Annotated in this window: 25 protein-coding genes; 17 read left to right on the forward strand and 8 right to left on the reverse strand. The window is 37.5% G+C overall.

The window, feature by feature from the left end:
- Positions 1-159: 159 nt before the first annotated feature.
- The 7 genes from napA to FZ940_RS00045 are packed head-to-tail and all read left to right on the forward strand — an operon-like array spanning position 160 to position 6,757.
- The gene (gene napA / locus FZ940_RS00015) at positions 160-2,940 is read left to right on the forward strand and encodes a nitrate reductase catalytic subunit NapA (RefSeq protein ID WP_148821054.1); all 2,781 of its coding nucleotides are present in this window, start codon (positions 160-162) and stop codon (positions 2,938-2,940) included.
- Positions 2,941-2,949: 9 nt separating this feature from the next.
- Positions 2,950-3,708: a ferredoxin-type protein NapG gene (gene napG / locus FZ940_RS00020; RefSeq protein WP_087577164.1), complete on the forward strand. Its 759-nt coding sequence runs from the start codon at positions 2,950-2,952 to the stop codon at positions 3,706-3,708.
- Entirely contained in the window at positions 3,705-4,496 is a 792-nt protein-coding gene (napH, locus tag FZ940_RS00025; protein WP_148821055.1) for a quinol dehydrogenase ferredoxin subunit NapH, read from the forward strand. Before napG ends, napH begins: the two co-directional genes overlap by 4 nt.
- Positions 4,493-5,020 (forward strand): nitrate reductase cytochrome c-type subunit, encoded by a 528-nt coding sequence (locus FZ940_RS00030; RefSeq protein WP_148821056.1) that lies wholly within the window; start codon positions 4,493-4,495, stop codon positions 5,018-5,020. The genes napH and FZ940_RS00030 overlap by 4 nt, the downstream gene beginning before the upstream one ends.
- Positions 5,020-5,487 carry a 4Fe-4S dicluster domain-containing protein gene (locus tag FZ940_RS00035; RefSeq protein WP_107811448.1) on the forward strand — a complete coding sequence of 156 codons (468 nt, stop codon included), beginning with the start codon at positions 5,020-5,022 and terminating at the stop codon, positions 5,485-5,487. The genes FZ940_RS00030 and FZ940_RS00035 overlap by 1 nt, the downstream gene beginning before the upstream one ends.
- A complete protein-coding gene (locus FZ940_RS00040) occupies positions 5,484-6,419 on the forward strand; it encodes a WD40 repeat domain-containing protein (RefSeq protein ID WP_148798277.1) in 936 nt (311 codons plus the stop codon). The genes FZ940_RS00035 and FZ940_RS00040 overlap by 4 nt, the downstream gene beginning before the upstream one ends.
- Positions 6,416-6,757, forward strand: coding sequence for a chaperone NapD (locus FZ940_RS00045; RefSeq protein ID WP_072594844.1), 342 nt, complete (start codon positions 6,416-6,418; stop codon positions 6,755-6,757). Before FZ940_RS00040 ends, FZ940_RS00045 begins: the two co-directional genes overlap by 4 nt.
- 297 nt (positions 6,758-7,054) lie before the next feature.
- On the opposite strand, the gene FZ940_RS00050 is transcribed toward FZ940_RS00045, so the two are convergent.
- From FZ940_RS00050 to FZ940_RS00060, 3 genes are all read right to left on the reverse strand, one after another.
- Positions 7,055-7,597: an SCO family protein gene (locus FZ940_RS00050; RefSeq protein ID WP_054196383.1), complete on the reverse strand. Its 543-nt coding sequence runs from the start codon at positions 7,595-7,597 to the stop codon at positions 7,055-7,057.
- A 9-nt stretch (positions 7,598-7,606) separates the two neighbouring features.
- Positions 7,607-8,002, reverse strand: coding sequence for a hypothetical protein (locus tag FZ940_RS00055; RefSeq protein WP_021090968.1), 396 nt, complete (start codon positions 8,000-8,002; stop codon positions 7,607-7,609).
- 71 nt (positions 8,003-8,073) lie between these two features.
- Positions 8,074-8,496, reverse strand: a complete 423-nt coding sequence (locus tag FZ940_RS00060; protein WP_054196384.1) for a copper chaperone PCu(A)C — start codon at positions 8,494-8,496, stop codon at positions 8,074-8,076.
- Between the two features lie 137 nt (positions 8,497-8,633).
- Here FZ940_RS00060 and pgp2 point away from each other — a divergent pair, with 137 nt between their 5' ends.
- Genes pgp2 through FZ940_RS00085 form a run of 5 tightly spaced genes read left to right on the forward strand, consistent with a single transcriptional unit; the run spans position 8,634 to position 11,680 of the window.
- On the forward strand, positions 8,634-9,599 hold the full coding sequence (pgp2, locus tag FZ940_RS00065; RefSeq protein ID WP_148821057.1) for a cell shape-determining L,D-carboxypeptidase Pgp2: 966 nt from the start codon (positions 8,634-8,636) through the stop codon (positions 9,597-9,599).
- 2 nt (positions 9,600-9,601) lie between these two features.
- On the forward strand, positions 9,602-9,841 hold the full coding sequence (gene cmeU / locus FZ940_RS00070) for a CmeU family protein (RefSeq protein ID WP_087576821.1): 240 nt from the start codon (positions 9,602-9,604) through the stop codon (positions 9,839-9,841).
- On the forward strand, positions 9,834-10,847 hold the full coding sequence (locus FZ940_RS00075) for an alanine racemase (protein ID WP_148821058.1): 1,014 nt from the start codon (positions 9,834-9,836) through the stop codon (positions 10,845-10,847). Before cmeU ends, FZ940_RS00075 begins: the two co-directional genes overlap by 8 nt.
- A gap of 9 nt (positions 10,848-10,856) precedes the next feature.
- Entirely contained in the window at positions 10,857-11,288 is a 432-nt protein-coding gene (locus FZ940_RS00080) for a peptide deformylase (protein ID WP_148821059.1), read from the forward strand.
- 50 nt (positions 11,289-11,338) lie between these two features.
- Positions 11,339-11,680: a hypothetical protein gene (locus FZ940_RS00085; protein ID WP_187422118.1), complete on the forward strand. Its 342-nt coding sequence runs from the start codon at positions 11,339-11,341 to the stop codon at positions 11,678-11,680.
- A gap of 238 nt (positions 11,681-11,918) precedes the next feature.
- Here the strand turns inward: FZ940_RS00085 and htpX are convergent, their stop codons facing one another.
- Genes htpX through ribA form a run of 5 tightly spaced genes read right to left on the reverse strand, consistent with a single transcriptional unit; the run spans position 11,919 to position 14,479 of the window.
- Complete coding sequence (gene htpX / locus FZ940_RS00090) at positions 11,919-12,788, reverse strand: zinc metalloprotease HtpX (protein WP_148821061.1); 870 nt, start codon at positions 12,786-12,788, stop codon at positions 11,919-11,921.
- 8 nt (positions 12,789-12,796) lie between these two features.
- On the reverse strand, positions 12,797-13,162 hold the full coding sequence (locus tag FZ940_RS00095; RefSeq protein ID WP_148821062.1) for a hypothetical protein: 366 nt from the start codon (positions 13,160-13,162) through the stop codon (positions 12,797-12,799).
- On the reverse strand, positions 13,159-13,353 hold the full coding sequence (locus FZ940_RS00100; protein ID WP_148821063.1) for a hypothetical protein: 195 nt from the start codon (positions 13,351-13,353) through the stop codon (positions 13,159-13,161). The genes FZ940_RS00095 and FZ940_RS00100 overlap by 4 nt, the downstream gene beginning before the upstream one ends.
- Positions 13,350-13,916, reverse strand: coding sequence for a 16S rRNA (guanine(527)-N(7))-methyltransferase RsmG (gene rsmG, locus FZ940_RS00105; RefSeq protein WP_148798290.1), 567 nt, complete (start codon positions 13,914-13,916; stop codon positions 13,350-13,352). Before rsmG ends, FZ940_RS00100 begins: the two co-directional genes overlap by 4 nt.
- Positions 13,916-14,479 (reverse strand): GTP cyclohydrolase II, encoded by a 564-nt coding sequence (ribA, locus tag FZ940_RS00110; protein WP_148798292.1) that lies wholly within the window; start codon positions 14,477-14,479, stop codon positions 13,916-13,918. The genes rsmG and ribA overlap by 1 nt, the downstream gene beginning before the upstream one ends.
- A gap of 68 nt (positions 14,480-14,547) precedes the next feature.
- Between ribA and hemB the strand changes: the two genes are divergently transcribed.
- The 5 genes from hemB (at position 14,548) to FZ940_RS00135 (ending at position 20,064) form a co-directional block, all read left to right on the forward strand.
- The gene (hemB, locus tag FZ940_RS00115; protein ID WP_148798294.1) at positions 14,548-15,519 is read left to right on the forward strand and encodes a porphobilinogen synthase; all 972 of its coding nucleotides are present in this window, start codon (positions 14,548-14,550) and stop codon (positions 15,517-15,519) included.
- 1 nt (position 15,520) lies between these two features.
- Positions 15,521-16,438 carry an ornithine carbamoyltransferase gene (gene argF / locus FZ940_RS00120; RefSeq protein WP_148821064.1) on the forward strand — a complete coding sequence of 306 codons (918 nt, stop codon included), beginning with the start codon at positions 15,521-15,523 and terminating at the stop codon, positions 16,436-16,438.
- The gene (locus FZ940_RS00125; protein WP_054196394.1) at positions 16,435-16,920 is read left to right on the forward strand and encodes a DUF2603 domain-containing protein; all 486 of its coding nucleotides are present in this window, start codon (positions 16,435-16,437) and stop codon (positions 16,918-16,920) included. The genes argF and FZ940_RS00125 overlap by 4 nt, the downstream gene beginning before the upstream one ends.
- The gene (hemN, locus tag FZ940_RS00130; protein WP_148821065.1) at positions 16,913-18,274 is read left to right on the forward strand and encodes an oxygen-independent coproporphyrinogen III oxidase; all 1,362 of its coding nucleotides are present in this window, start codon (positions 16,913-16,915) and stop codon (positions 18,272-18,274) included. Before FZ940_RS00125 ends, hemN begins: the two co-directional genes overlap by 8 nt.
- 116 nt (positions 18,275-18,390) lie before the next feature.
- Positions 18,391-20,064 (forward strand): TolC family protein, encoded by a 1,674-nt coding sequence (locus FZ940_RS00135; RefSeq protein WP_148821066.1) that lies wholly within the window; start codon positions 18,391-18,393, stop codon positions 20,062-20,064.
- The last annotated feature ends 19 nt before the right edge of the window (positions 20,065-20,083 follow it).

Here is a 20,083-nt window from a genome sequence, read left to right on the forward strand (position 1 = left end):
AAAATCGTACTTTGTGAGAAAATTAATATTTTTATGTAGAAAAATATTTACATTTTTGGCTTAAGTTTTTTGAAATTTTTGTAAATGTAAATCAGTTGTAAATAAGTTTTACAAGGTTAATATCAACTAAATTTGTTTTAAATCTTTAAAGGAGAAAGAATGAATCGACGAGAATTCATAAAAAGTGCTGCAGCTAGTGCTGCTTGTGCTAGTGCTGGTATAGCCGTACCAAGCTCACTAAGTGCAGCAAGCGAAGCCGAAAAAGGCTGGCGCTGGGATAAGGCCGCTTGTAGGTTTTGTGGAACAGGCTGTGGCATCATGGTCGCTACAAAAGAGGGCAAGATAGTAGCCGTGAAAGGAGATCCAGAAGCACCAGTGAATCGCGGCCTAAACTGCATTAAAGGCTATTTTAATGCTAAAATCATGTACGGCGAGGATAGGATCACTCATCCGCTTTTACGTGTAAATGAAAAAGGCGAATTTGATAAAAAAGGTAAATTTAAGCAAGTAAGCTGGAAGCAAGCATTTGATGTTATGGAGGCTCAGTTTAGAAAAGCATATGATGAGCTAGGACCTCATGGTATCGGAGTTCTAGGCTCTGGTCAATATACTATTCCAGAAGGTTACGCTGCTGTTAAGCTTATAAAAGGTGGCTTTAGAAGCAATAGCATCGATCCAAACGCAAGACACTGCATGGCAAGCGCGGTTGTTGGCTTTATGCAAGTTTTTGGTATAGACGAGCCATCAGGCTGTTTTGATGATATCGAACTAACTGATACTATCGTAGCTTGGGGTGCAAATATGGCTGAGATGCACCCGATACTTTGGGCACGCGTAAGCGATAGAAAGCTTAGCGATCCTGATAGAGTAAAGGTTGTAAATTTAAGCACTTACTCAACTAGAACATCAAATTTAGCTGACATAGAGATCATCTTTGCTCCGTCATCTGACCTTGCTATCTGGAACTACATCGCTCGTGAGATAGTTTATAACCACCCAGAGATGATCGATGAAGAATTTGTTAAAAAACACTGTGTATTTACAACTGGTCCAGCCGATATCGGATATGGTCTTCGTCCAGACATTAATCATAAAAAATATGCTCCAAGCGAGCTAGATACTGCTGCTACTGAGAAGTCAAAGGTGCTAAGTGAAGCTGAGGGTGTTACACTTGCATATCTTGGACTAAAAGCTGGCGATACGCTAGAAAATAAAAATGCTGCAAAATCTGGCGCACATTGGCAAATAACATTTGAAGAGTTTAAAAAAGCTCTTGCACCTTACACACTTGACTTTACAGCAAAGGTGGCAAAGGGCGATCCTAACGAAGATATAGAAGAATTTAAGAAAAAACTAAAAGCACTTGCCGATCTTTACATTGAGAAAAACCGCAAAGTCGTAAGTTTTTGGACGATGGGCTTTAATCAACACCAACGTGGTACATGGGTAAATGAGCAAGCTTATATGGTTCACTTTTTACTCGGCAAACAAGCACTTCCAGGCTCAGGAGCATTTTCTCTAACTGGCCAACCAAGTGCGTGTGGAACTGCAAGAGAGGTTGGAACATTTGTTCACCGCTTGCCAGCTGACATGGTTATTGAGAATCCAAAACATAGAGAGATAACTGAAAAAATTTGGAAACTTCCTGCTGGAACACTAAGTGGCGTGCTCGCTTCTCACTACGTAAAAATGATGCGTGATCTTGAAGACGGTAAGGTTAAATTTATCTGGGTTCAAGTAAACAACCCATGGCAAAATACTGCAAATGCAAACCACTGGATAAAAGCGGCTCGCGAGATGGACAACTTCATCGTTGTAAGCGATCCTTATCCAGGAATTTCTGCAAAAGTAGCTGACCTTATTCTTCCAACTGCGATGATCTATGAAAAATGGGGCGCATACGGTAATGCCGAAAGAAGAACACAGCACTGGAGACAGCAAGTACTTCCAGTTGGTGAAGCGATGCCTGATATTTGGCAAATGATGGAATTTAGCAAGCGCTTTAAGCTAAAAGACGTTTGGGGCGAGAAAAAACTAAACGATAAAGTGACACTTCCAAGTGTGCTTGAAGAGGCTAAAGCTATGGGATACAGCGAAGAAGATACGCTATTTGACGTGCTTTTTGCAAACGAAGAGGCTAAGAAATTTAGCGCAAACGATCCGATAATGGAAAACTACGACAATACAGAAGTATTTGGCGATAGCAGAAAAGTGATCGGCTCAGATGGTAAAGAATTTAAAGGATATGGATTTTTCATCCACAAATATCTTTGGGAAGAGTATAGAAAATTTGGCGTTGGACACGGCCACGACCTAGCTGATTTTGATACTTACCACAGAGTAAGAGGCCTTAGATGGCCAGTAGTTGATGGCAAAGAGACACAGTGGAGATTTAACACTAAATTTGACCCATACGCTAAAAAAGCTGCTCCAAATGATAAATTTGCATTCTACGGCAACAAAAATGCAGCTCTTCCAACAGGTGATCTAAAAGGCGTACAAAATAAAGAGAAAACGTCTCTTGCAAATAAAGCAAAAATTTTCTTCCGTCCTTACATGGATCCATGCGAGATGCCAAGCAAAGAGTATCCGTTCTGGCTATGTACTGGCCGTGTGCTAGAGCACTGGCATACAGGTACTATGACCATGCGTGTTCCTGAGCTTTATAGGGCTGTTCCAGAGGCACTTTGCTACATGCATGAAGATGATGCTAAAAATCTTGGCGTAATGCAAAATGAGATCGTTTGGGTCGAATCACGCCGTGGCAAGGTAAAAGCAAGAGTTGATCTAAAAGGTAGAAATAAGCCGCCAGTAGGTCTTGTTTATGTGCCTTTCTTTGATGAAAACGTATATATAAACAAAGTATGTCTTGACGCTACTTGCCCAATCTCAAAAGAGACTGATTATAAAAAGTGTGCGGTTAAAATTTACAAAGCATAGGTGAGCGATATGGGATTTTCAAGTAGGCGAGAGGCTTTAAAATTTGGAGCAAAAGTAGCGCTTTTGGCTCTTGGTGGAGGCTTTGTTTGGTCGCTTAGTGCCAAAGCTTCGCCACTTATGCTTCTTAGACCTCCTGGCGCAAAAGAAGAGAAGCAATTTTTACAAAGCTGCATTAGGTGTGGGCTTTGCGTAGAGGCTTGTCCATTTGATACGCTAAAGCTCTCATCGCTAGAGGATGGCATAAGCATTGGAACGCCTTATTTTGAGCCTAGAAAAATTCCTTGCTATATGTGTGAAAATATCCCATGTGTGCCAGCCTGTCCGACTGGAGCTTTGGACGTAAATTTAGTAAGCACAAAAGGTAAGCTTGACATAAATAAGGCCAAAATGGGTGTTGCGGTGGTCGATATGAAAAACTGCGTGGCACACTGGGGTATACAGTGCGATGCTTGTTACAGGGCTTGTCCTCTTTTGGATAAAGCCTTGTATCTTGAGTATCGCCGCAACGAAAGGACGCAAAAGCATGCCTTTTTACTTCCAGTCGTCGATAGCGACATCTGTACTGGATGTGGCCTATGCGAGCGAGCCTGTATCACTAAAAAAGCAGCCATTACCGTGCTAAACCGTGACGCGGTGCTTGGCAAAGTAGGCGATAACTACGTCAAAGGCTGGATAAAAGAAGATGAAAGACGCATAGACGATGCAGACAGCAAAATAAAGCTTGACATTAAAAAAGCGACTGATTATCTAAATGGTGGTGAGCTATGAAATTTTTAATCTTAAGACGAATAACTCAAATTTCTATCCTAGCACTATTTATCCTAGGAAATTTTTATGGAGTTAAGATACTTAGCGGAAATTTAAGTTCATCTTTGCTTTTTGGAAAAATTCCACTAAGCGATCCATTTGCTTTGGTCCAAATTTTACTTGCAAGCTTTAGTGCTGGCATAAATGCAATTATTGGAGCTGGCATTATCTTGGCGTTTTACGCGCTAGTTGCTCCAAGAGTGTTTTGTTCGTGGATATGCCCAATAAATTTACTAACCGATATCACTTTTAAACTAAGAGAAAAATTTGGCTTTAAGGGCGAAAAAGTCTTAAATGTGAGTAAAAATTTACGTTATTACTTGCTGGCTCTTGCTCTTATATTAAGCCTTGCTTTATCTTATCCAGTATTTGAGAGCGTTAGCTATATTGGCATTATTCAGCGTGGCATTATTTACGGCTCAGCTAGTGCTTTAGGCATAGCGGTTGCGATCATTGCTTTTGATATGTTTGTGTTAAAGCGTGGCATTTGCTCGCACGTTTGTCCACTTGGTGCCTTTTATGCCATCATCTCAAAATTTGCCCTAATTAGAGTAAAACATGATGCCCAGGCTTGTACAAAATGTATGAAATGTAAGCTTATTTGTCCAGAGATGCAAGTGCTTGACATGATCGGTAAAGAGAGCCGCTCGGTTAGCTCAAGCGAGTGTATAAGCTGTGGCAGGTGCATTGATGTTTGTGGAGATGGGGCATTGAAATTTAGTATTAGAAATTTAAGGAGAGAAAAATGAAAATAAAAATAATGATGCTTGGAGGATTGTGTGCTGCGTTTTTTGCGGCATGTGCTTTTAATAATCCAAGTATTAGCGATTCGCAAATCGGCCTTAGAAATATCGATTTGCTAGACGATAAAGACGTTGTATTAAAAGATGTGAACTACACAAAAGAGCCAGCTGGTATGTCAAAGAAATTTGATAGGTCTTTTGAAAATGCACCACCATTTATCCCACACGATACTGAGGGTTTAGTGCCTATCAAAAAGGATATGAATATGTGCGTAACCTGCCATATGCCTGAGTTTGCAAAAGATAGTGGAGCAACACCGATACCATCATCTCACTTTTATGATATTAGAAACAAAAAAGATCTCGCAGGCAAGCTTGATGATGAAAGATATAACTGCACAACATGCCACGTTGAGCAACAAAATGGCGTAACGCAGCTTGTTGGCAATAAATTTAAGCCTGATTTTAGAGATAAAAATGGCACTCATAAGTCAAACTTGCTAGATGTTTTAAACGATGGTGTTAAATAATGCAAAGCAGGCGAGAGCTTTTTAGTAAAATTTTGGGGGCAAAATCTGCTCCCAAATTTATAACTCCGCCATTTTTTAGCGGAGAGTTTGACTGCGGTGGATGCGATGCTAGCTGCGTAAATGCTTGTGAAAAAGAGCTTCTTAGCTTTGAAAATGAAAGGGTAGTTTTTAAAGTTAAAAAGCTGGGCTGTGACTTTTGCGAAGAGTGCGCAAAGGCTTGCGAGAGTCTTGGTAAGAAGACATTAAGCTTAAACTCACCAAAGAGTATAAATGCAAAAGTTAGCATCGATGTTTCTAGCTGTCTAGCATGGAACGATACGATCTGCTATAACTGCCTTGATGCTTGCAAATTTAAAGCAGTCGAATTTCTTGGCGTTTTTCGTCCTATTGTTAATCAAAACTGTGTAAGTTGCGGCGAGTGCTTTGATGTTTGCTTTAAAAATTCACTTCAAATGGAGGCCTTATGAGAGCTTTGTTTTTTATTTTTTGTCTATTAAATTTTATCTTTGCAAGTGAAATTACCACTCCATACAAGCAAATAGAGGCTAGTGCAAATGTGCTAAGCACAACACTAATAAATGGCAAACTCTTTATCGCGACTGATGGAGGAACGGTTGAAATTTATGATCCTAAAGAGTCTAAATTTGAAGAGATCATTAAGATGGATGATATAAAAACCTACGTTAGTGATCATGAAAGACCAAAAATTTTAAGCATTGATGAAATTGATGGCAAAACTCTTATACTTAGCGAAGGTGATTACGCTACAAAGGTGCTTCATCTAAGAGAAAATGGGCAGATGAGAAGCATAAAAATGGATAATCAAGCGATAAAAAAGGCATTATTTTTAGATAATGAGCATGTTGCGCTTGCTTCAATTAGCAATGAAATTTACTTTTTAAACTTAAAAAGTGGCGAAATCTATGATAGCTTTAAAATTTCAATCGCGATGCTCTCAGATATGGAGATAAGCGAAGATAGAAGCACGCTAGCTATCGCTTGTGAGAGTGGGAAGGTCTACTTTTATAATATAAAAGCTAAAAAAATGGATCAAATTTTAGACATTCATACAGACAATATCTACGACATCTCCTATAAAAATGGTGTCATGATCAGCGGAGGTACCGACAGGATCGTGGGGATATTCTCAGCTGGGAGCCTAAAAAAGATAAATACCGGCTTTTTGGTCTATGGCGTCGGCCTTAGCGATGATGGCAGAGTGGCGGCTTATATGAGCGATGAGATGAGCGATGTAAATTTAGTTGATAGCAAAAGCTTAGAAAATATCGCAATGCTAAAAACTGGACAAAGTACGATAAATAGCATAGTTTTTATAAGCGATAATGAAGTCGTAACTTCAGCCTATGAGAATAAAATTTTGTTTTGGAGAATTAAATGAATATTTCAAGTTTAATAGTTTATACGGATAATAAAAATGAAAGTGTAAAAAATGAGATAAAAAAGCTAAAAGAGTGTGAAATAATAACCGATGCAGACGATAGAATCGTAGTGGTAGTTAGTTCAGATAGCATTGAGGATGAGATAAAAAATTTTAAAAAGATAGAAGCTATCAGTGGAGTGGTGAGCGTTGCGATGGTTTACAGCTATCAAGAAGATGCCGAAGAAAATAGAAAAAAGCTAGAAGAAAATGGCAAGATAAGTGAAATTTTAACAAGTGATGAGGTAAAGGCAGAGGATATTACTTATGGCGGCAGCGTGCATCATAGAGTGAAATAGTAAAACCAAATTTCTGGCTTTTGTACTGTGATTAAAATTTATAGTGCAAAAGCCTACCTTTCATATAGACCTTCTTAATAAATTTGTTGCTAATACTACTTATATTTAATCAATCTTGTTTGGCTTGTAGATTAAATTTATGTTCAAGGGTTAATAGATTTTGGGTGAAAAAATCACTCAGCGAGCATTAAAATCAAAAGTATAACAAGTGAATTAAATTTTAGTTTAGAATATCTTGAGATGATGCTTGCATAAAGAATTTTAGTAGGTCAGTTTTGGCTTACTAAAATTTCTAGCTTAAGGTCTATCTTTGATCAAATTTAATAAATTTTCTCCAATGTTTTCATTTGTTAGATTTGAAATTTCTTTATAAAAATTTCCTTTTTTGTCTATTAAGTATATTGAAGAGCTGTGAGCAACAGAGTAGCCCATGGCTGAGTTTTCAAGACGGACTTTTTGAAATTTTACACCATAGGTTTTTGCCACTTCTTTTAAGGCGTTTAGTTTTAATCCATCAGCATCTTTGTAGAAATTTTTTGCCATTAGGGTTAAATTTTCAGGAGTGTCGCGTTCAGGATCAAGCGTAATAAAAAGTAGCTCAAAGTCGTCTCTTTTTAGCTTGTTTAGTTCATCGCCAATCAAAGAGAGTGCAGTAGGGCAGACATCGGGGCAAAAAAGATAACCAAAATATATAACTTTGTACTTTCCGTCATAATTTTTAAGACTTACTTCACCATTTTGTGAAAGTGCCTTAAAATCATACTTGTTTGGCTTTATTAGCAAAAGTGCAACACCTATACAAATTAAGATTATTATTAAGCCCCAAAATGCCTTTTTCATCGTTACCCTCTATAATTTTAGATCAAGATCTACAAAAAAACCAGTTTCTTTTTCGTCATCAAGCACTTTAAATCTATATCTCATAAGCTCGACAACGCAAGCACTTAGCACTACTTGAGCAGTTAAGTTATCGCCTCTTGGCTCAAGTCTTGCTTTGATCGATCCCATATTCATATTTATGCCGTCTATCTCAAGACTAGGATTTTTTAGCCCCAAATTTTTACCGTTAATGATTTTAAAGCTAAAAGGTCTCATAGCATAAATAGGTCTTGGCGAGATGTCTATTTTTAGCTTTACGCCTTTAAATTCCATCTCGCAAGATTTATTGTTTAGATCACATTTTAAAGGATCTAGCGATGTGTTTACATCGGCAAATTCAGGTGGATCTTCCTTGCTTGTTGTCATAAGCTTATAGCCTATCGAAAAAGCACCTAGAACAATAAAGATAAATGAAAAAATAATTATGATTTTTTTCATTATTTAAAGTTTTTAGTTACTCCGATATTATCAAGCTTTATGCTCTCGCCATTACTAAATTTTAGCTCTAAATCAACTTTATCACCATCTTTTAATGGTTTATTTAGATCCATAAGCATAATGTGTAGACCACCAGGAGCTAGTTTTGTTTCGCCATTTTTTGGGATCACTGCATCTTCGATTTGAACCATAGCCATCATACCATCATTCATTTTGTGTGTATGAATTTCTGTACTTTTGCAAACGCTTGAGTGAGCGCCAATAAGCTTTACATCAGAATTTGAAGCATTTTTTATATTCATAAAAATTGCACTATTGTTTGTGCCAGGTTTTGTATCTCTAGCTCTAACATTTTCTAGGCTGATATCAGCCGCCATAAGAGCAGAAGCTGCAAGCATCGCACCAAAAACGATTTTTTTCATATTTTTCCTTTGTGATAAAATTAATAATGGTTTTCACATTATACATTTAGAACTACTTAATTTACCTTTAAAATCTAAAAATATAAATTTTTTAGGATATAATTACGGACTAAATTTTACTTTTTGGGATATTTCACTTGAAAAAAATTATATTTTTCTTCATCGCGTTATCGCCTTGTCTTTTTGCCCAAAATTACGAAGAAATTTACTTAAAAAATGGCTCTGCTGCTGTTATTGATGCCATCGAAAAAAATATTTTAAGTAAGGATTACTGGCTAAAAAAGCTTGAAGGCAAGGATGTAAGATATGGGTATTATGACAATGAGATACTTCTAAGTGTAGTTGATAAAACTAAAAAGAAGCTTGAAGTGATCTCTTATAATGGCGGCATTACAAAAAAGCTTTTTAGCTCAAGCGTTATAGTTGGCAAAAATGGTGATAAGCTTCTTGAAGGCGATCTAAAAACACCGGTTGGAGTGTATCAGCTTACACGTAGATTTACGCCAAATGATAGATATCTTGGCCCGCTTGCATTTTCGCTTTCGTATCCAAATTTACTTGATAAGCTTGCAAAGCGAAATGGCGGTGGCATTTGGATACATGGCTATCCACTTGATGGTCAAAGGACAGATGAGCTAAAAACAAAAGGCTGCGTGGCTATGCAAAATGATACTTTGATGAAATTTGATGATGTTGTGGATCACAAAAAAACACTTGCATTTATCTACGAAGATAAGCGTCCAGAAGCTAGCACAAAAGATATTGCAGTGATCATTTCTGGACTTTTGGGCTGGAAAAAGACATGGAGCGAGAGCGACATTGAAAACTATCTTAAATTTTACGATAAAAACTTTGAGCGATACGATGGTATGAGCTTGGAAAAATTTAAAAGTATGAAGCGGGCTATTTTTTCTAAAAAAGAGAAAAAACGCATTAGTTTTTCAAATTTTCTTATCACGCCTTATCCAAATCTTAAAAACGATAGGCTTTTTCGTGTGAGTTTTTATGAGGATTATGTTTCAGATACACATAAATTTGCTGGGCAAAAGACGCTTTATGTGAAGCTTTATAACGATGATATGAAAATTTTTATAGAGGAGTAAAAGTGGAAAAATCTCAAGAAGTAAAAGAAAAAATCGAAAAAATTTTAGAGGCAAGAGCTGCTTTTTTTGCTGAGCTTGACCGTCAGGTTCCAAAGAAAAATGGTACTGATGTTTTTGATTTTAGCAAAGTAAAAGAGGCTGATCTGAAAGAAATTTACGCCAAATTTTATGCATTTGATTACAACGTAAGAAAACTTTTACCGGATGTTTATACTGCTTTTAATGTGAATTTTAATGTCTGAAATACGTCTGAATAAAGCTTCATATATCCATAACCTCACTCAAATTTGTGCTAAAGCTGGTGGCAAAGAGAAAGTAATAGTTGTATTAAAGGACAATGCTTATGGCCATGGCGTAAGGCTTATTGCTAGTGAGGCTAAAAAATTTGGTATAGAAATTTGTGCTGTAAAAAGTGAGTTTGAAGCAGATGAAATTTCTGATATATTTGAAAATATTCTCATTCTCTCACATATCCCAACCGGAAATGAAAGTAGTAAATTTATCTATGCGATAAATGATATAGAGGCACTTTTAAAGATAAAAGATGGCTCAAAAATCAACCTTGCAATTGACACTGGTATGCATAGAAATGGGCTTGATATTAGCGAGCTTGATTATGCGTTTGAAATTTTAACAAGAAGGAATTTAGAGCTTCTTGGAGCTTATACTCATTTTCGCGCAAGTGATGAGCTAAATGCTGATTATTTTGTGCAAAGGGAAAATTTTAGGGCTGCAAAAGAGAAAATTTTAGCTCTTTGCGATGAGTTTGGTATAAAAAAACCGATCTTTCACTCTCACAACTCAGCTGCTCTTGAAAGAGCAAGTGAAATCGATGATGATATGGTGCGTGTTGGCATCGCTCAGTATGGATATGCTCAGTTTAGTGATAGTTTGGACTTAAAGCCAGTACTTTCACTATGGGCAAGTAGAGTTAGTAAGCGTATTTTAAAAAGTGGTCAAAGTGTTGGATATGGTGCTAAATTTAGCGCAAAAGAAGATATAAATGTAGCCACTTATGATCTTGGATATGGCGATGGATTGCTAAGATACAATGGCTGTGGCGAGCTAAGACTTGCCAATAACGAGCCAATACTGGGCAAAATTTCTATGGATAGCTTTAGCTGTAAAGATAGCGGCGAATGGGTCTGTGTCTTTGAGGATGCAAATATTTGGGCGAAATTTTTTGATACGATAAGTTATGATATTTTAGTAAAACTCTCGCCAAACATCACTAGGAAATTTATATAAAGGCAATATATGAAAAAGATCATTTTATTAGCTCTTGCTAGCCTTGCTTTTGGCGTACAAGAGAGCGAGTTTAAGATTTATGAGCAGATATTAAATCAGCTTGATACTAAGCAGATCCCAGCTTTTGTCGTCCAAACTGCAAAGCCAAATTTACCAAGCAGGGTCGATGAGATGATTACGCTAAAAGATGTGAGTAGCAGCGGGCTAAACATACATGGCGAGTTTGTTTTAAACGAGACTAAGACAAAGAAGATAAAAGGCTACAACAAAGCTCAAATTTTAGCTTTAAAAGATGAGTTTTATAAAAATGGAAAAGATGCGCTTTGTAACTCAGGTATGGCTAGAGCTGTGCTAAATCGTGGCATCACTCTAAGCGGTAGTTACGGTTTTGGGGGTAGGCATTTTTTTGATATAAATTTGGATAAAAGTAGTTGCGAGTAGCCCTTTTTTTACTGTTTTTTTGCTCGCTTGTCCTGGCTCTTACGCCAGATATGGCAGCGAAAAATCACGCAACTTACTACAAAAAAAAGCTCCCATTTATCTGTACGCCAACACTTACGCTTAATGATATCCTAAATGTCGGTGATACGCTCATCTATAGATACGCCGTCAAACACGCAAGAAAGCAAGAGATCAAAAGGCTTGAAGAGAAAGAGCTTTTGGAATTTATCGAAGCTATCAAAAAAGAGAATTTACGAACCGCTTGCAAAGATAAAGAGATCTTAAATATGCTAAGCATCGGTGTCACCTTGGATGAGCTTTTTTATTCAGAAAATGGTGAGCTGATCTTTGAGTACACTATAGAAGATCGTGACTGCAAGAAATTGCAGTGAAATTTGGGGCTACAATTCAGTCTTTGATTATAAAATTTTGATCTTTTTGCAAAATTTAAAATTCCATTTACTCATAAGAATCGACTACTGATTTTAAGCTTCGAAAAGTTTGCCACTAAAATCAGAGCCTAAATTACTCACTCATGAAATTTAAAATTTTTGTAAATTTATAAATTTAAAGCCAAAAAAGATGGTAAAAAGAAGAAATTTAGCCCAAATTTTACTAGAACTAAATTTTCTACATGCCTCTTTTTATCTCTTGCTCAAGTCTTTCAAGCTCAGCAATCCTATCGCTAGTGCTTGGATGCGTTCTAAAAAGTACGCCAAGCTTGTTAGTTAGCGAGCCAAATGGATTTACGATAAACATATGAGCACTTTGCTCGCTTGCGTTTTGCATAATGTAAGAATTTGAGTAGCTCTCAAGCTTTCTTAGAGCGCTTGCAAGCCACTCTGGATGTCCTGTTAGATAGGCTGCACCCTTGTCCGCCTTGTACTCGCGCTCTCTTGAGATTGCCATTTGTATGATTGTAGCAGCTATTGGCATGAGTATAGCAAGTGCTAGCATAACGATGGCATTACCGCCACCTCTTCTTGAACTGCCACTCTGCCCAGCAATACCACCAATCTTAGCAAAATTTGCAAGCATTGCGATAGCGCCAGCTAATATGGCAGCGATTGAGCCAGTTAGGATGTCGTAGTGCCTTACGTGGCTTAGCTCGTGAGCTAGTACGCCCTCGATCTCGTTTTCATTTAAAATTTTTAAAAGCCCCTCGGTTACCGCGACAGCTGCGTGGCTTGGATTGCGGCCTGTGGCAAAGGCATTTGGTACCTCTTCTGGGATGATGTAAATTTTTGGCATCGGTAAATTCGCCTTTTGTGTGAGGCGAGAGACGATCTCGTAAAGGCCGTGAGCGTTGCTCTCATCGACTGGGATGGCGTTATATCTTTTTAGCACGAGCTTGTCGCTGAAAAAGTAAGAAAATAGGTTCATGCCAGCTGCCATCAAAAAGGCGATCATCATGCCTTGCTCGCCGCCCACATAGCCACCAACAGCGATGAAAACTAACATTAAAGCAACCATTAAAAAAGCAGTTTTGAAAATTTCCATTTTTGTCCTTATTCTTTTATAGCATTTGGCAGGATCGCCGCGTCGATCTCAAATTTCGCAAGCTCGCAAAGGCTTGTTTCACTTTCTATCAAAACAGCGATAAGTGCGTCAAATAGGTAGTTTTGCGCAACTTTTGCCAGATCTTTTGCTAGCGTAATATCGGCAATAATAAATTTTGCTCCAGCGGCGTTTGCGATGATAGCTTCGTTTGTATCATTTGCGATGATGCTAAAGCTTGCTCCAGCTTCTAGCGCTCTTTTTATCAAATTTCTATCAAATTTAAAGAGATTTTGCCTGCCGCTTGAAATTTCATCTTCACTTTTGCAAAGAAATAGCGGTTCAAATTTGATCAGCTCATCACCTAAAATTTTCATCTCTCACCCTTTATGCACTCTTTGCAGATGTATTTTCCGTCTCTTAGCACCATTTGGTCAATGTCTGTAAAGACACCGCATTTGCTGCACTCTTCGAAGTTGCTGGTGCTTATCTTGTCGCTATTTTTTCTATTTTTAAAAAATATGATGTAAATCGCAACCAAAATCGCTACAAAAAGCAAGTATTTCAATGTATCTCCCCTCGGTTTTTGAGATTAAAAAATATGTAGTTTCTGTTTTTTTCATTATAAATTTGTGCGTCTATGCCTGAAATTTCCTCCATGACGCTAGAGCCCTTGTAGATGAGAAATTTAGTGCTCTCATCATAAAATCCCTTGCAAATTTTTATAAGCTCTTTTGTCTTGCTAAGCGCCCTTGAAGTGATGAGATCAGCCGTAAATTTATCTGCAAGCTCGATCTTTTGGCTATGAACTTCTAAATTTTGCAAGCTAAGCTCGATCTTAGCGTAGCTTAGAAATGATGACTTTTTGGCTATCGGCTCAAAAAGGTGCCACTTAGTGTGCGGCATCGCAAGTGCTAGAAATATCGCTGGAAAGCCAGCCCCACTGCCAACATCGATCGCAGTTTTAGCACTTAGATCAAAAATTTCAAGCGGCTTTATGCTATCAAGCACCTGCTCGCTTATGTCTTTATAATTGCTTAAGCTATGAACCTTATTAAATTTAGCAAAAATTTGAGCGTAAGCCTTTACTTTTTTGTTAAATTCAGCTGGCAAGCAAAGCTCATTTTTCATCACAAGATGTGTCCCATTTGCTCTTTTTTTACTTTCAAGTAGCCTTCGTTAAATTTGTTTGGTTTTATGACGATAGGCACGCGTTTTACAATCTTTACTGAGTTTAGTCCGTGAAGTTTTAATGGGTTATTTGTGAGTAAATTTACCTCTTTTATGCCGTAGTGATTTAAGATAAAGTCAACCACTTCGTATGTCCTCTCATCAGCCTTAAAACCTAGCTGGTGATTGGCTTCTATCGTGTCAAAGCCCTTGTCTTGGAGGCTGTAAGCGTTTATCTTGTTTAAAAGCCCGATATTTCTACCCTCTTGACGTAGGTAGATGACCATGCCACCATTTTCTTCGATATATTTTAGGCTCGCTTCGAGCTGGTCGCGGCAGTCGCACTTTAGGCTTCCGATCGCATCGCCAGTTAGGCATTCGGAGTGAATTCTAAGATTTACCACTTCGCTTAGAGGCTCTTTGTAGATCACGAGGTGCTCTTTTGCCCCTTCTTTGAAGGCTTGAACCTTATAAGTGCCAAATCTTGAGGGTAGATTTGCTACATTTGAAATTTCTATTTTCATTTTAAATTTACTCCAACTATGCTAAACTAGCTAAAAATCAAGCATTTTAACAAAGAAAAGGCAAAAATATGTTTAAACGTTTTAGAAGATTGAGAATAAATCCAGCCCTAAGAGATATGATAAGAGAGACGAGCCTTAGCGTAAATGATTTTATTTATCCACTCTTTGTAGTCGAAGGCAAGGGCATTAAAAACGAAATTTCTTCAATGCCAGGCGTCTATCAAATGAGTATCGATGAGATTTTAAAAGAGTGCGAAGAGATAGTAAATTTAGGCATAAAATCGATCATTTTATTTGGCATACCAAGCCTAAAAGATAGCGTTGGCAGCGACGCACTAAGCAACGACGGTATCATCGCCACGACACTTCGAGCCATAAAAGATAAATTTCCAAATTTATTTGTCATCACAGATCTTTGCTTTTGCGAGTACACAGATCATGGCCACTGCGGCATTATCGACCACGTGCACAACACCATTGACAACGACGCCACACTTGAAATTTCAGCCAAACAAGCCTTGATACACGCTCAAAATGGCGCTGATATGATCGCACCAAGCGGTATGATGGATGGTATCATCGCAACGCTAAGAGAGGCGCTTGATAGCAATGGCTATGAAAATTTACCAGTGATGGCATACTCGACTAAATTTGCCTCAGCCTACTACGGACCATTTCGTGACGTGGCGCAAAGTGCACCAAGCTTTGGCGATAGAAAGAGTTACCAAATGGACAGCGCAAACCGCCTTGAAGCCATAAATGAGAGCTTGCAGGACGAGGCGCAAGGCGCTGATATATTGATGGTAAAGCCAGCGCTAGCCTATCTTGATGTTGTTAGAGAGCTTAGAAATTTAACCCTTCTACCAATCTGCGTCTATAACGTAAGCGGTGAGTATGCACTGCTAAAAGCTGGCGCAAAAGCTGGCATCATCGACTACGAGCGTGTTATGATGGAGACGCTTATCGGCTTTAAAAGAGCAGGGGCAAATTTGATCATCACTTATCACGCAAAAGAAGCAGCCAAAATTTTAAGGGGCTAAGATGAGGCATTTTTTGACGCTAAATGACTTTAGCAAAGATGAAATCGAGCAGATGATAAATTTAGCCCGCAAGATCAAAAAAGAGGCGAAAGCTAGAGAATTTAAGCCATATCTTAAAGACCAAAAGCTTGCGATGATATTTGAAAAAAGTTCAACTAGAACTAGAGTTAGCTTTGATGTTGGCATGCACGAGCTTGGCGGATATGCGCTATTTTTAAGCAAAAATGATATACAAATAGGCCGCGGCGAGCCTATACGAGATACCGCTAGAGTGATAAGCAGGATGTGCGACATGGCTATGCTAAGGGTCGATAGGCACGAGACGTTAGAAGAATTTGCTAAATTTTCAAGTGTGCCAGTGATAAACGGCTTAAGCGATAAATTTCACCCAGTGCAGCTCATGGCAGACTATCTAACTATGCTTGAATTTAGCGCAGGCGAGAAGGTCGCATACGTAGGAGATGGCAACAACATGACCCACTCGTGGCTCATGCTAGCAAGCAAACTTGGACTTGAACTAAGAGTGGCTACGCCAAAAGGCTATGAGGCGGACGCTGAAATTTTAAAAATGGCTAATGAAAACGCAAAAATTTCAGGTGCGAAAATTTTTATCACAAATGATATAAAAGAAGCGGTAAATGGTGCCGATGTAGTGACTACGGATACTTGGGTATCGATGGGGCAAGAGGCCGAGAAAGAGAAGAGACTAAAAGACTTTGCTGGATACTGCGTGGATGAAAATTTGATGAGTTTAGCTAAAAAAGATGCGATATTTTTGCACTGCCTACCAGCTTATAGAGGCTATGAGGTGAGCGAGACAGTTTTTGAGAAGCACGCGGATGAAATTTTTAGCGAGGCTGAAAACAGACTTCATGCCCAAAAAGGTGTAATGGTCTGGCTAAATGAGAGAAGAAGATGAGCAAAGAAAAAAGTATATATGATGAGATAGATGAGATCGGTAATAACCTTGGGCTGAGTAGCCCTGAAAAAACGATCTTTGAGATAGTTTCAACAAAAAATCCAAACGAGCATATTTTAAATTTAAAAAGTGGCTCTTGGGACTCAAAAGAGCCGTGGTTTGGCATTGATGAAAATCAAAATTTACACACGGTAATCTCTGTAAAATCGCTTTCAGCTTTGATCGAGGCCTTAAAAGAGTCTCAAAAAGAAAATTTTGATCTAAGGCTTGAAAAGACGATCTGGCAAAACATTCCGGTTGATTTTAGCGATGTTTGGGTGGTTGCTATGGATGAGATAAAAAAGATCGCAAGCGATAAAAAAAGTAGACAATTTAATATTGATCTTGACAAACTGGTAAAAAATATCAAAAAAGAGCACCCAAATTTATTTGTAGACATAAAAGAGGTGATTCAAATGGCAAGGAGTAGGGCAGATGATTGATTTTAGTGCTTATGTGAAGTATTCAAGGCCAGGGCCAAGATATACTAGCTATCCGACAGCACCAGAGTTTAGCGATAAATTTAGCTATGAAGCTTATATAAAAGAGCTTGAAAATCGTGATCTGAATCGACCGCTTTCGCTTTATTTACACTTACCATTTTGCAGAAGTGCTTGTTATTTTTGTGGCTGTAATGTCATCTATACTAGTAAAGAGGATCGCAAAGAGAAATATATAAGATATATAGAAAAAGAGCTTGAAATTTTAGCTCACCACCTGGACACCAGCTCCGAGGTCTTACAGATGCACTTTGGTGGCGGTACACCAACATTTTATAATGCTACTCAGCTTGATGAGATCATAAAACTAATCAAAGCTAAATTTAAAAATTTCTCAAAAGAGGCTGAGATAAGCTGTGAGATAGATCCGAGATTTTTAACAAACGAGCAGCTTGATGTGCTCATATCTCATGGCTTTAATCGCATAAGTTACGGCGTGCAAGATTTTGATGAAAAGGTACAAAAAGAAATTCATAGAATTCAGCCTTATAAGATCACTCAAAATGCTGTAAAAATGGCTAGGCAAAAAGGCATAAAATCAATCAATATGGACCTGATCTATGGCCTACCGTATCAAAGCCTAGAGAGCTTTAAAAAGACGCTTGAACTAGCCCTTACACTTGATCCTGATAGACTTGCGGTATTTAACTACGCTCACGTACCGTGGATAAAAAAATCAATGCGTAAATTTGATGAAACGACACTGCCAAATCCAGAAGTGAAGCTTGAAATTTTAAAATTTACGGCTGAGTTTTTAACTAAAAATGGCTACAAAATGATAGGAATGGATCACTTTGCAAAGCCAAATGATGAGCTTTTTGGCGCTTTGGCAAATGGCACTTTGCATAGAAATTTTCAGGGTTATACGACAAAGGGTGGCGCTGATCTTATTGGTATAGGCGTGACAAGTATCGGTGAGTGCAAAAGACACTACGCGCAAAATCATAAAGACATGGATGAGTATGAAAAGGCGATCGATAGTGGAAAGTTGCCATATGCAAAGGGAATTTATCTAAGTGATGAAGATTTGCTTAGAAAGAGTGTGATTATGAACTTAATGAGTAATTTTGGGCTTGATATTAAATCTATCGAGAATGAATTTCATATAAATTTCTTTGAACACTTTAAGGAAGAGCTTGAGGAGCTTAAAAATTTAAGTGAATTTGTCAATGTTGCAGCAGATAAAATCAGCGTAAATGAAACTGGAACACTGATAATACGCAATATTGCAATGTGCTTTGATGAGTATCTTAAGAAAATTCCCGAGAATTTAAGGCGTTTTTCTAAAACTATATAAAAATTATTTTTTTGTTATAAGATATTTAAAATGCATTTAATATTTCTTGGTGTATAATTCGTATCAAAATTTAAGTATAGACTTAATAATAAAAATAAGGTAAAAGGATCTTGGTTATGAAAAAGATGTTAGCAATTAGTGCTTTGGCAGCAACTGTACTGTTAGCTCAAGATGTTCCTTATAGGATTTTTCTAGCTTCATTTGCACAAGATGATAATCAGGCTAGAATCGACAGTGCTATTAATAAAGTCAATAACAAAATCTCTGACAGCAGACTAACTACAGGTATCTATGAGGTTGGTGGACGAAAATTTTTATATGTTGACACAACTCCAGTCTCTGAGGATGAAGCTAATAGTCTATTAGTTAAAGTTCAAAACGAATTAGGCTATAAAGATGCTTTAATGAGAGCAAAAGCATCTGTAACTGATACTCAAACAATAAAAAAATCTAATATAGAACAAGCTATATCAACTGAAGTAAAACCAGTAGCACAACAAGTTGATGATGAGGTTTTGACTTTAGATCAAGTTATAAAGACTATTTTAAAAGAAAATCCAAGTTTAAAAGCTACAGAATTTAACTATCTACAAGTTGGTAAAGATCTAAAAATAGCAAAGAATGCCTATTATCCAACACTTGACGCTGCTGCTAGAGTGGGATATGAGAAAAAACGCCTTGATGATGGAGTTTCTACAAGAAGAGGAGATGGAAGAATTTCTGGTACATCTCTAACTTTGGTTGAAAATCTATACAATGGTGGTGCTGATAAAAATAGAATAAATTCTCAAAGTGCAAGGCTTGATTCAGCTGCTTATTCAGTAGCACAAGCTGCAGATAGACTTACATTAAATGCTACAAATGCTTACTTGCAAGTTCTTCAAACTAAGAGAATTTTAGACATTGAAGAAGAAAATGTAAAGAGTCATGAGGAAATTTATAGCCAAATTAAAGATAGAGCAAGGTCAGGTTATGGCGTAGCTTCTGAAGAGAGACAAGCTGGATCACGCTATACTCTAGCTCAATCAAACTATACAGCCGCTAAAAATAACTATGAAGATGCACTTTCTACATTTGAGAAATTATATGGAAAAAAAGTTGCAGCTAAAAATTTAGTAATGCCTGAGTTTAGCCTTCCTTTGCCTAGTACAAAAGAGGCTGTTTATAACAAAGCAATTCTTTGCAACCCATCACTTTTAGTTCAAAAATCAAATATTGCTATGGCAGAGTCAGTTGTAAAAGAGAAAAATGCGCCATTCTTACCAAAACTAGATCTTGTTGTATCTGGTGCGTATGATCATTCAAATGTTTTATATGACAATTATGAAGAACAAACATTTGACGCACTTTTAAGACTAAACTATAACCTTTACAATAAGGGCAATGATAAACTAGATAAAGAAAAAAGCCAACTTGCCGTTCAACAAGAGCAACAAACTTTGGATAATCTTGTAAGAGAGCTTAAAGAATCTTTGGAATTTTCATGGCAAAATTATGTTCTTAACCAAGAAAAAATGGGATACTTAAATCAACACGTTGAATATGCTAAAGCTACACTTGATGCTTATCAGGATGAATTTAGAATTGGTCGTCGTGATCTTATAAACTTACTTGATGCCGAAAACGAATACAACTCTGCATTAAAAGAGATCGCTACAACTGAGACAGCACTATCTTATGCAAAATACAGACTGTTAGATAATATGGGAATGATCTCAGATAGCTTTGAATCAGGTTTTGCAAAGAGATACATTCAAGGTGCTTGCAGCATTCAAAACGATTTAAGATAAAAATGTAAGAAGTAATGAC

The organism is Campylobacter concisus (assembly GCF_902460415.1).
In the GTDB taxonomy this organism is placed as follows: Bacteria; Campylobacterota; Campylobacteria; order Campylobacterales; family Campylobacteraceae; genus Campylobacter_A; species Campylobacter_A concisus_Y.

Coding starts and splice junctions, on each gene's coding strand:
- napA (WP_148821054.1), top strand. CDS start 160: ATGAATCGACGAGAATTCATAAAAAGTGCTGCAGCTAGTGCTGCTTGT.
- napG (WP_087577164.1), top strand. CDS start 2,950: ATGGGATTTTCAAGTAGGCGAGAGGCTTTAAAATTTGGAGCAAAAGTA.
- napH (WP_148821055.1), top strand. CDS start 3,705: ATGAAATTTTTAATCTTAAGACGAATAACTCAAATTTCTATCCTAGCA.
- FZ940_RS00030 (WP_148821056.1), top strand. CDS start 4,493: ATGAAAATAAAAATAATGATGCTTGGAGGATTGTGTGCTGCGTTTTTT.
- FZ940_RS00035 (WP_107811448.1), top strand. CDS start 5,020: ATGCAAAGCAGGCGAGAGCTTTTTAGTAAAATTTTGGGGGCAAAATCT.
- FZ940_RS00040 (WP_148798277.1), top strand. CDS start 5,484: ATGAGAGCTTTGTTTTTTATTTTTTGTCTATTAAATTTTATCTTTGCA.
- FZ940_RS00045 (WP_072594844.1), top strand. CDS start 6,416: ATGAATATTTCAAGTTTAATAGTTTATACGGATAATAAAAATGAAAGT.
- FZ940_RS00050 (WP_054196383.1), bottom strand. CDS start 7,597: ATGAAAAAGGCATTTTGGGGCTTAATAATAATCTTAATTTGTATAGGT.
- FZ940_RS00055 (WP_021090968.1), bottom strand. CDS start 8,002: ATGACAACAAGCAAGGAAGATCCACCTGAATTTGCCGATGTAAACACA.
- FZ940_RS00060 (WP_054196384.1), bottom strand. CDS start 8,496: ATGAAAAAAATCGTTTTTGGTGCGATGCTTGCAGCTTCTGCTCTTATG.
- FZ940_RS00075 (WP_148821058.1), top strand. CDS start 9,834: ATGTCTGAAATACGTCTGAATAAAGCTTCATATATCCATAACCTCACT.
- FZ940_RS00080 (WP_148821059.1), top strand. CDS start 10,857: ATGAAAAAGATCATTTTATTAGCTCTTGCTAGCCTTGCTTTTGGCGTA.
- FZ940_RS00085 (WP_187422118.1), top strand. CDS start 11,339: ATGGCAGCGAAAAATCACGCAACTTACTACAAAAAAAAGCTCCCATTT.
- htpX (WP_148821061.1), bottom strand. CDS start 12,788: ATGGAAATTTTCAAAACTGCTTTTTTAATGGTTGCTTTAATGTTAGTT.
- FZ940_RS00095 (WP_148821062.1), bottom strand. CDS start 13,162: ATGAAAATTTTAGGTGATGAGCTGATCAAATTTGAACCGCTATTTCTT.
- rsmG (WP_148798290.1), bottom strand. CDS start 13,916: ATGAAAAATGAGCTTTGCTTGCCAGCTGAATTTAACAAAAAAGTAAAG.
- ribA (WP_148798292.1), bottom strand. CDS start 14,479: ATGAAAATAGAAATTTCAAATGTAGCAAATCTACCCTCAAGATTTGGC.
- hemB (WP_148798294.1), top strand. CDS start 14,548: ATGTTTAAACGTTTTAGAAGATTGAGAATAAATCCAGCCCTAAGAGAT.
- argF (WP_148821064.1), top strand. CDS start 15,521: ATGAGGCATTTTTTGACGCTAAATGACTTTAGCAAAGATGAAATCGAG.
- FZ940_RS00125 (WP_054196394.1), top strand. CDS start 16,435: ATGAGCAAAGAAAAAAGTATATATGATGAGATAGATGAGATCGGTAAT.
- hemN (WP_148821065.1), top strand. CDS start 16,913: ATGATTGATTTTAGTGCTTATGTGAAGTATTCAAGGCCAGGGCCAAGA.
- FZ940_RS00135 (WP_148821066.1), top strand. CDS start 18,391: ATGAAAAAGATGTTAGCAATTAGTGCTTTGGCAGCAACTGTACTGTTA.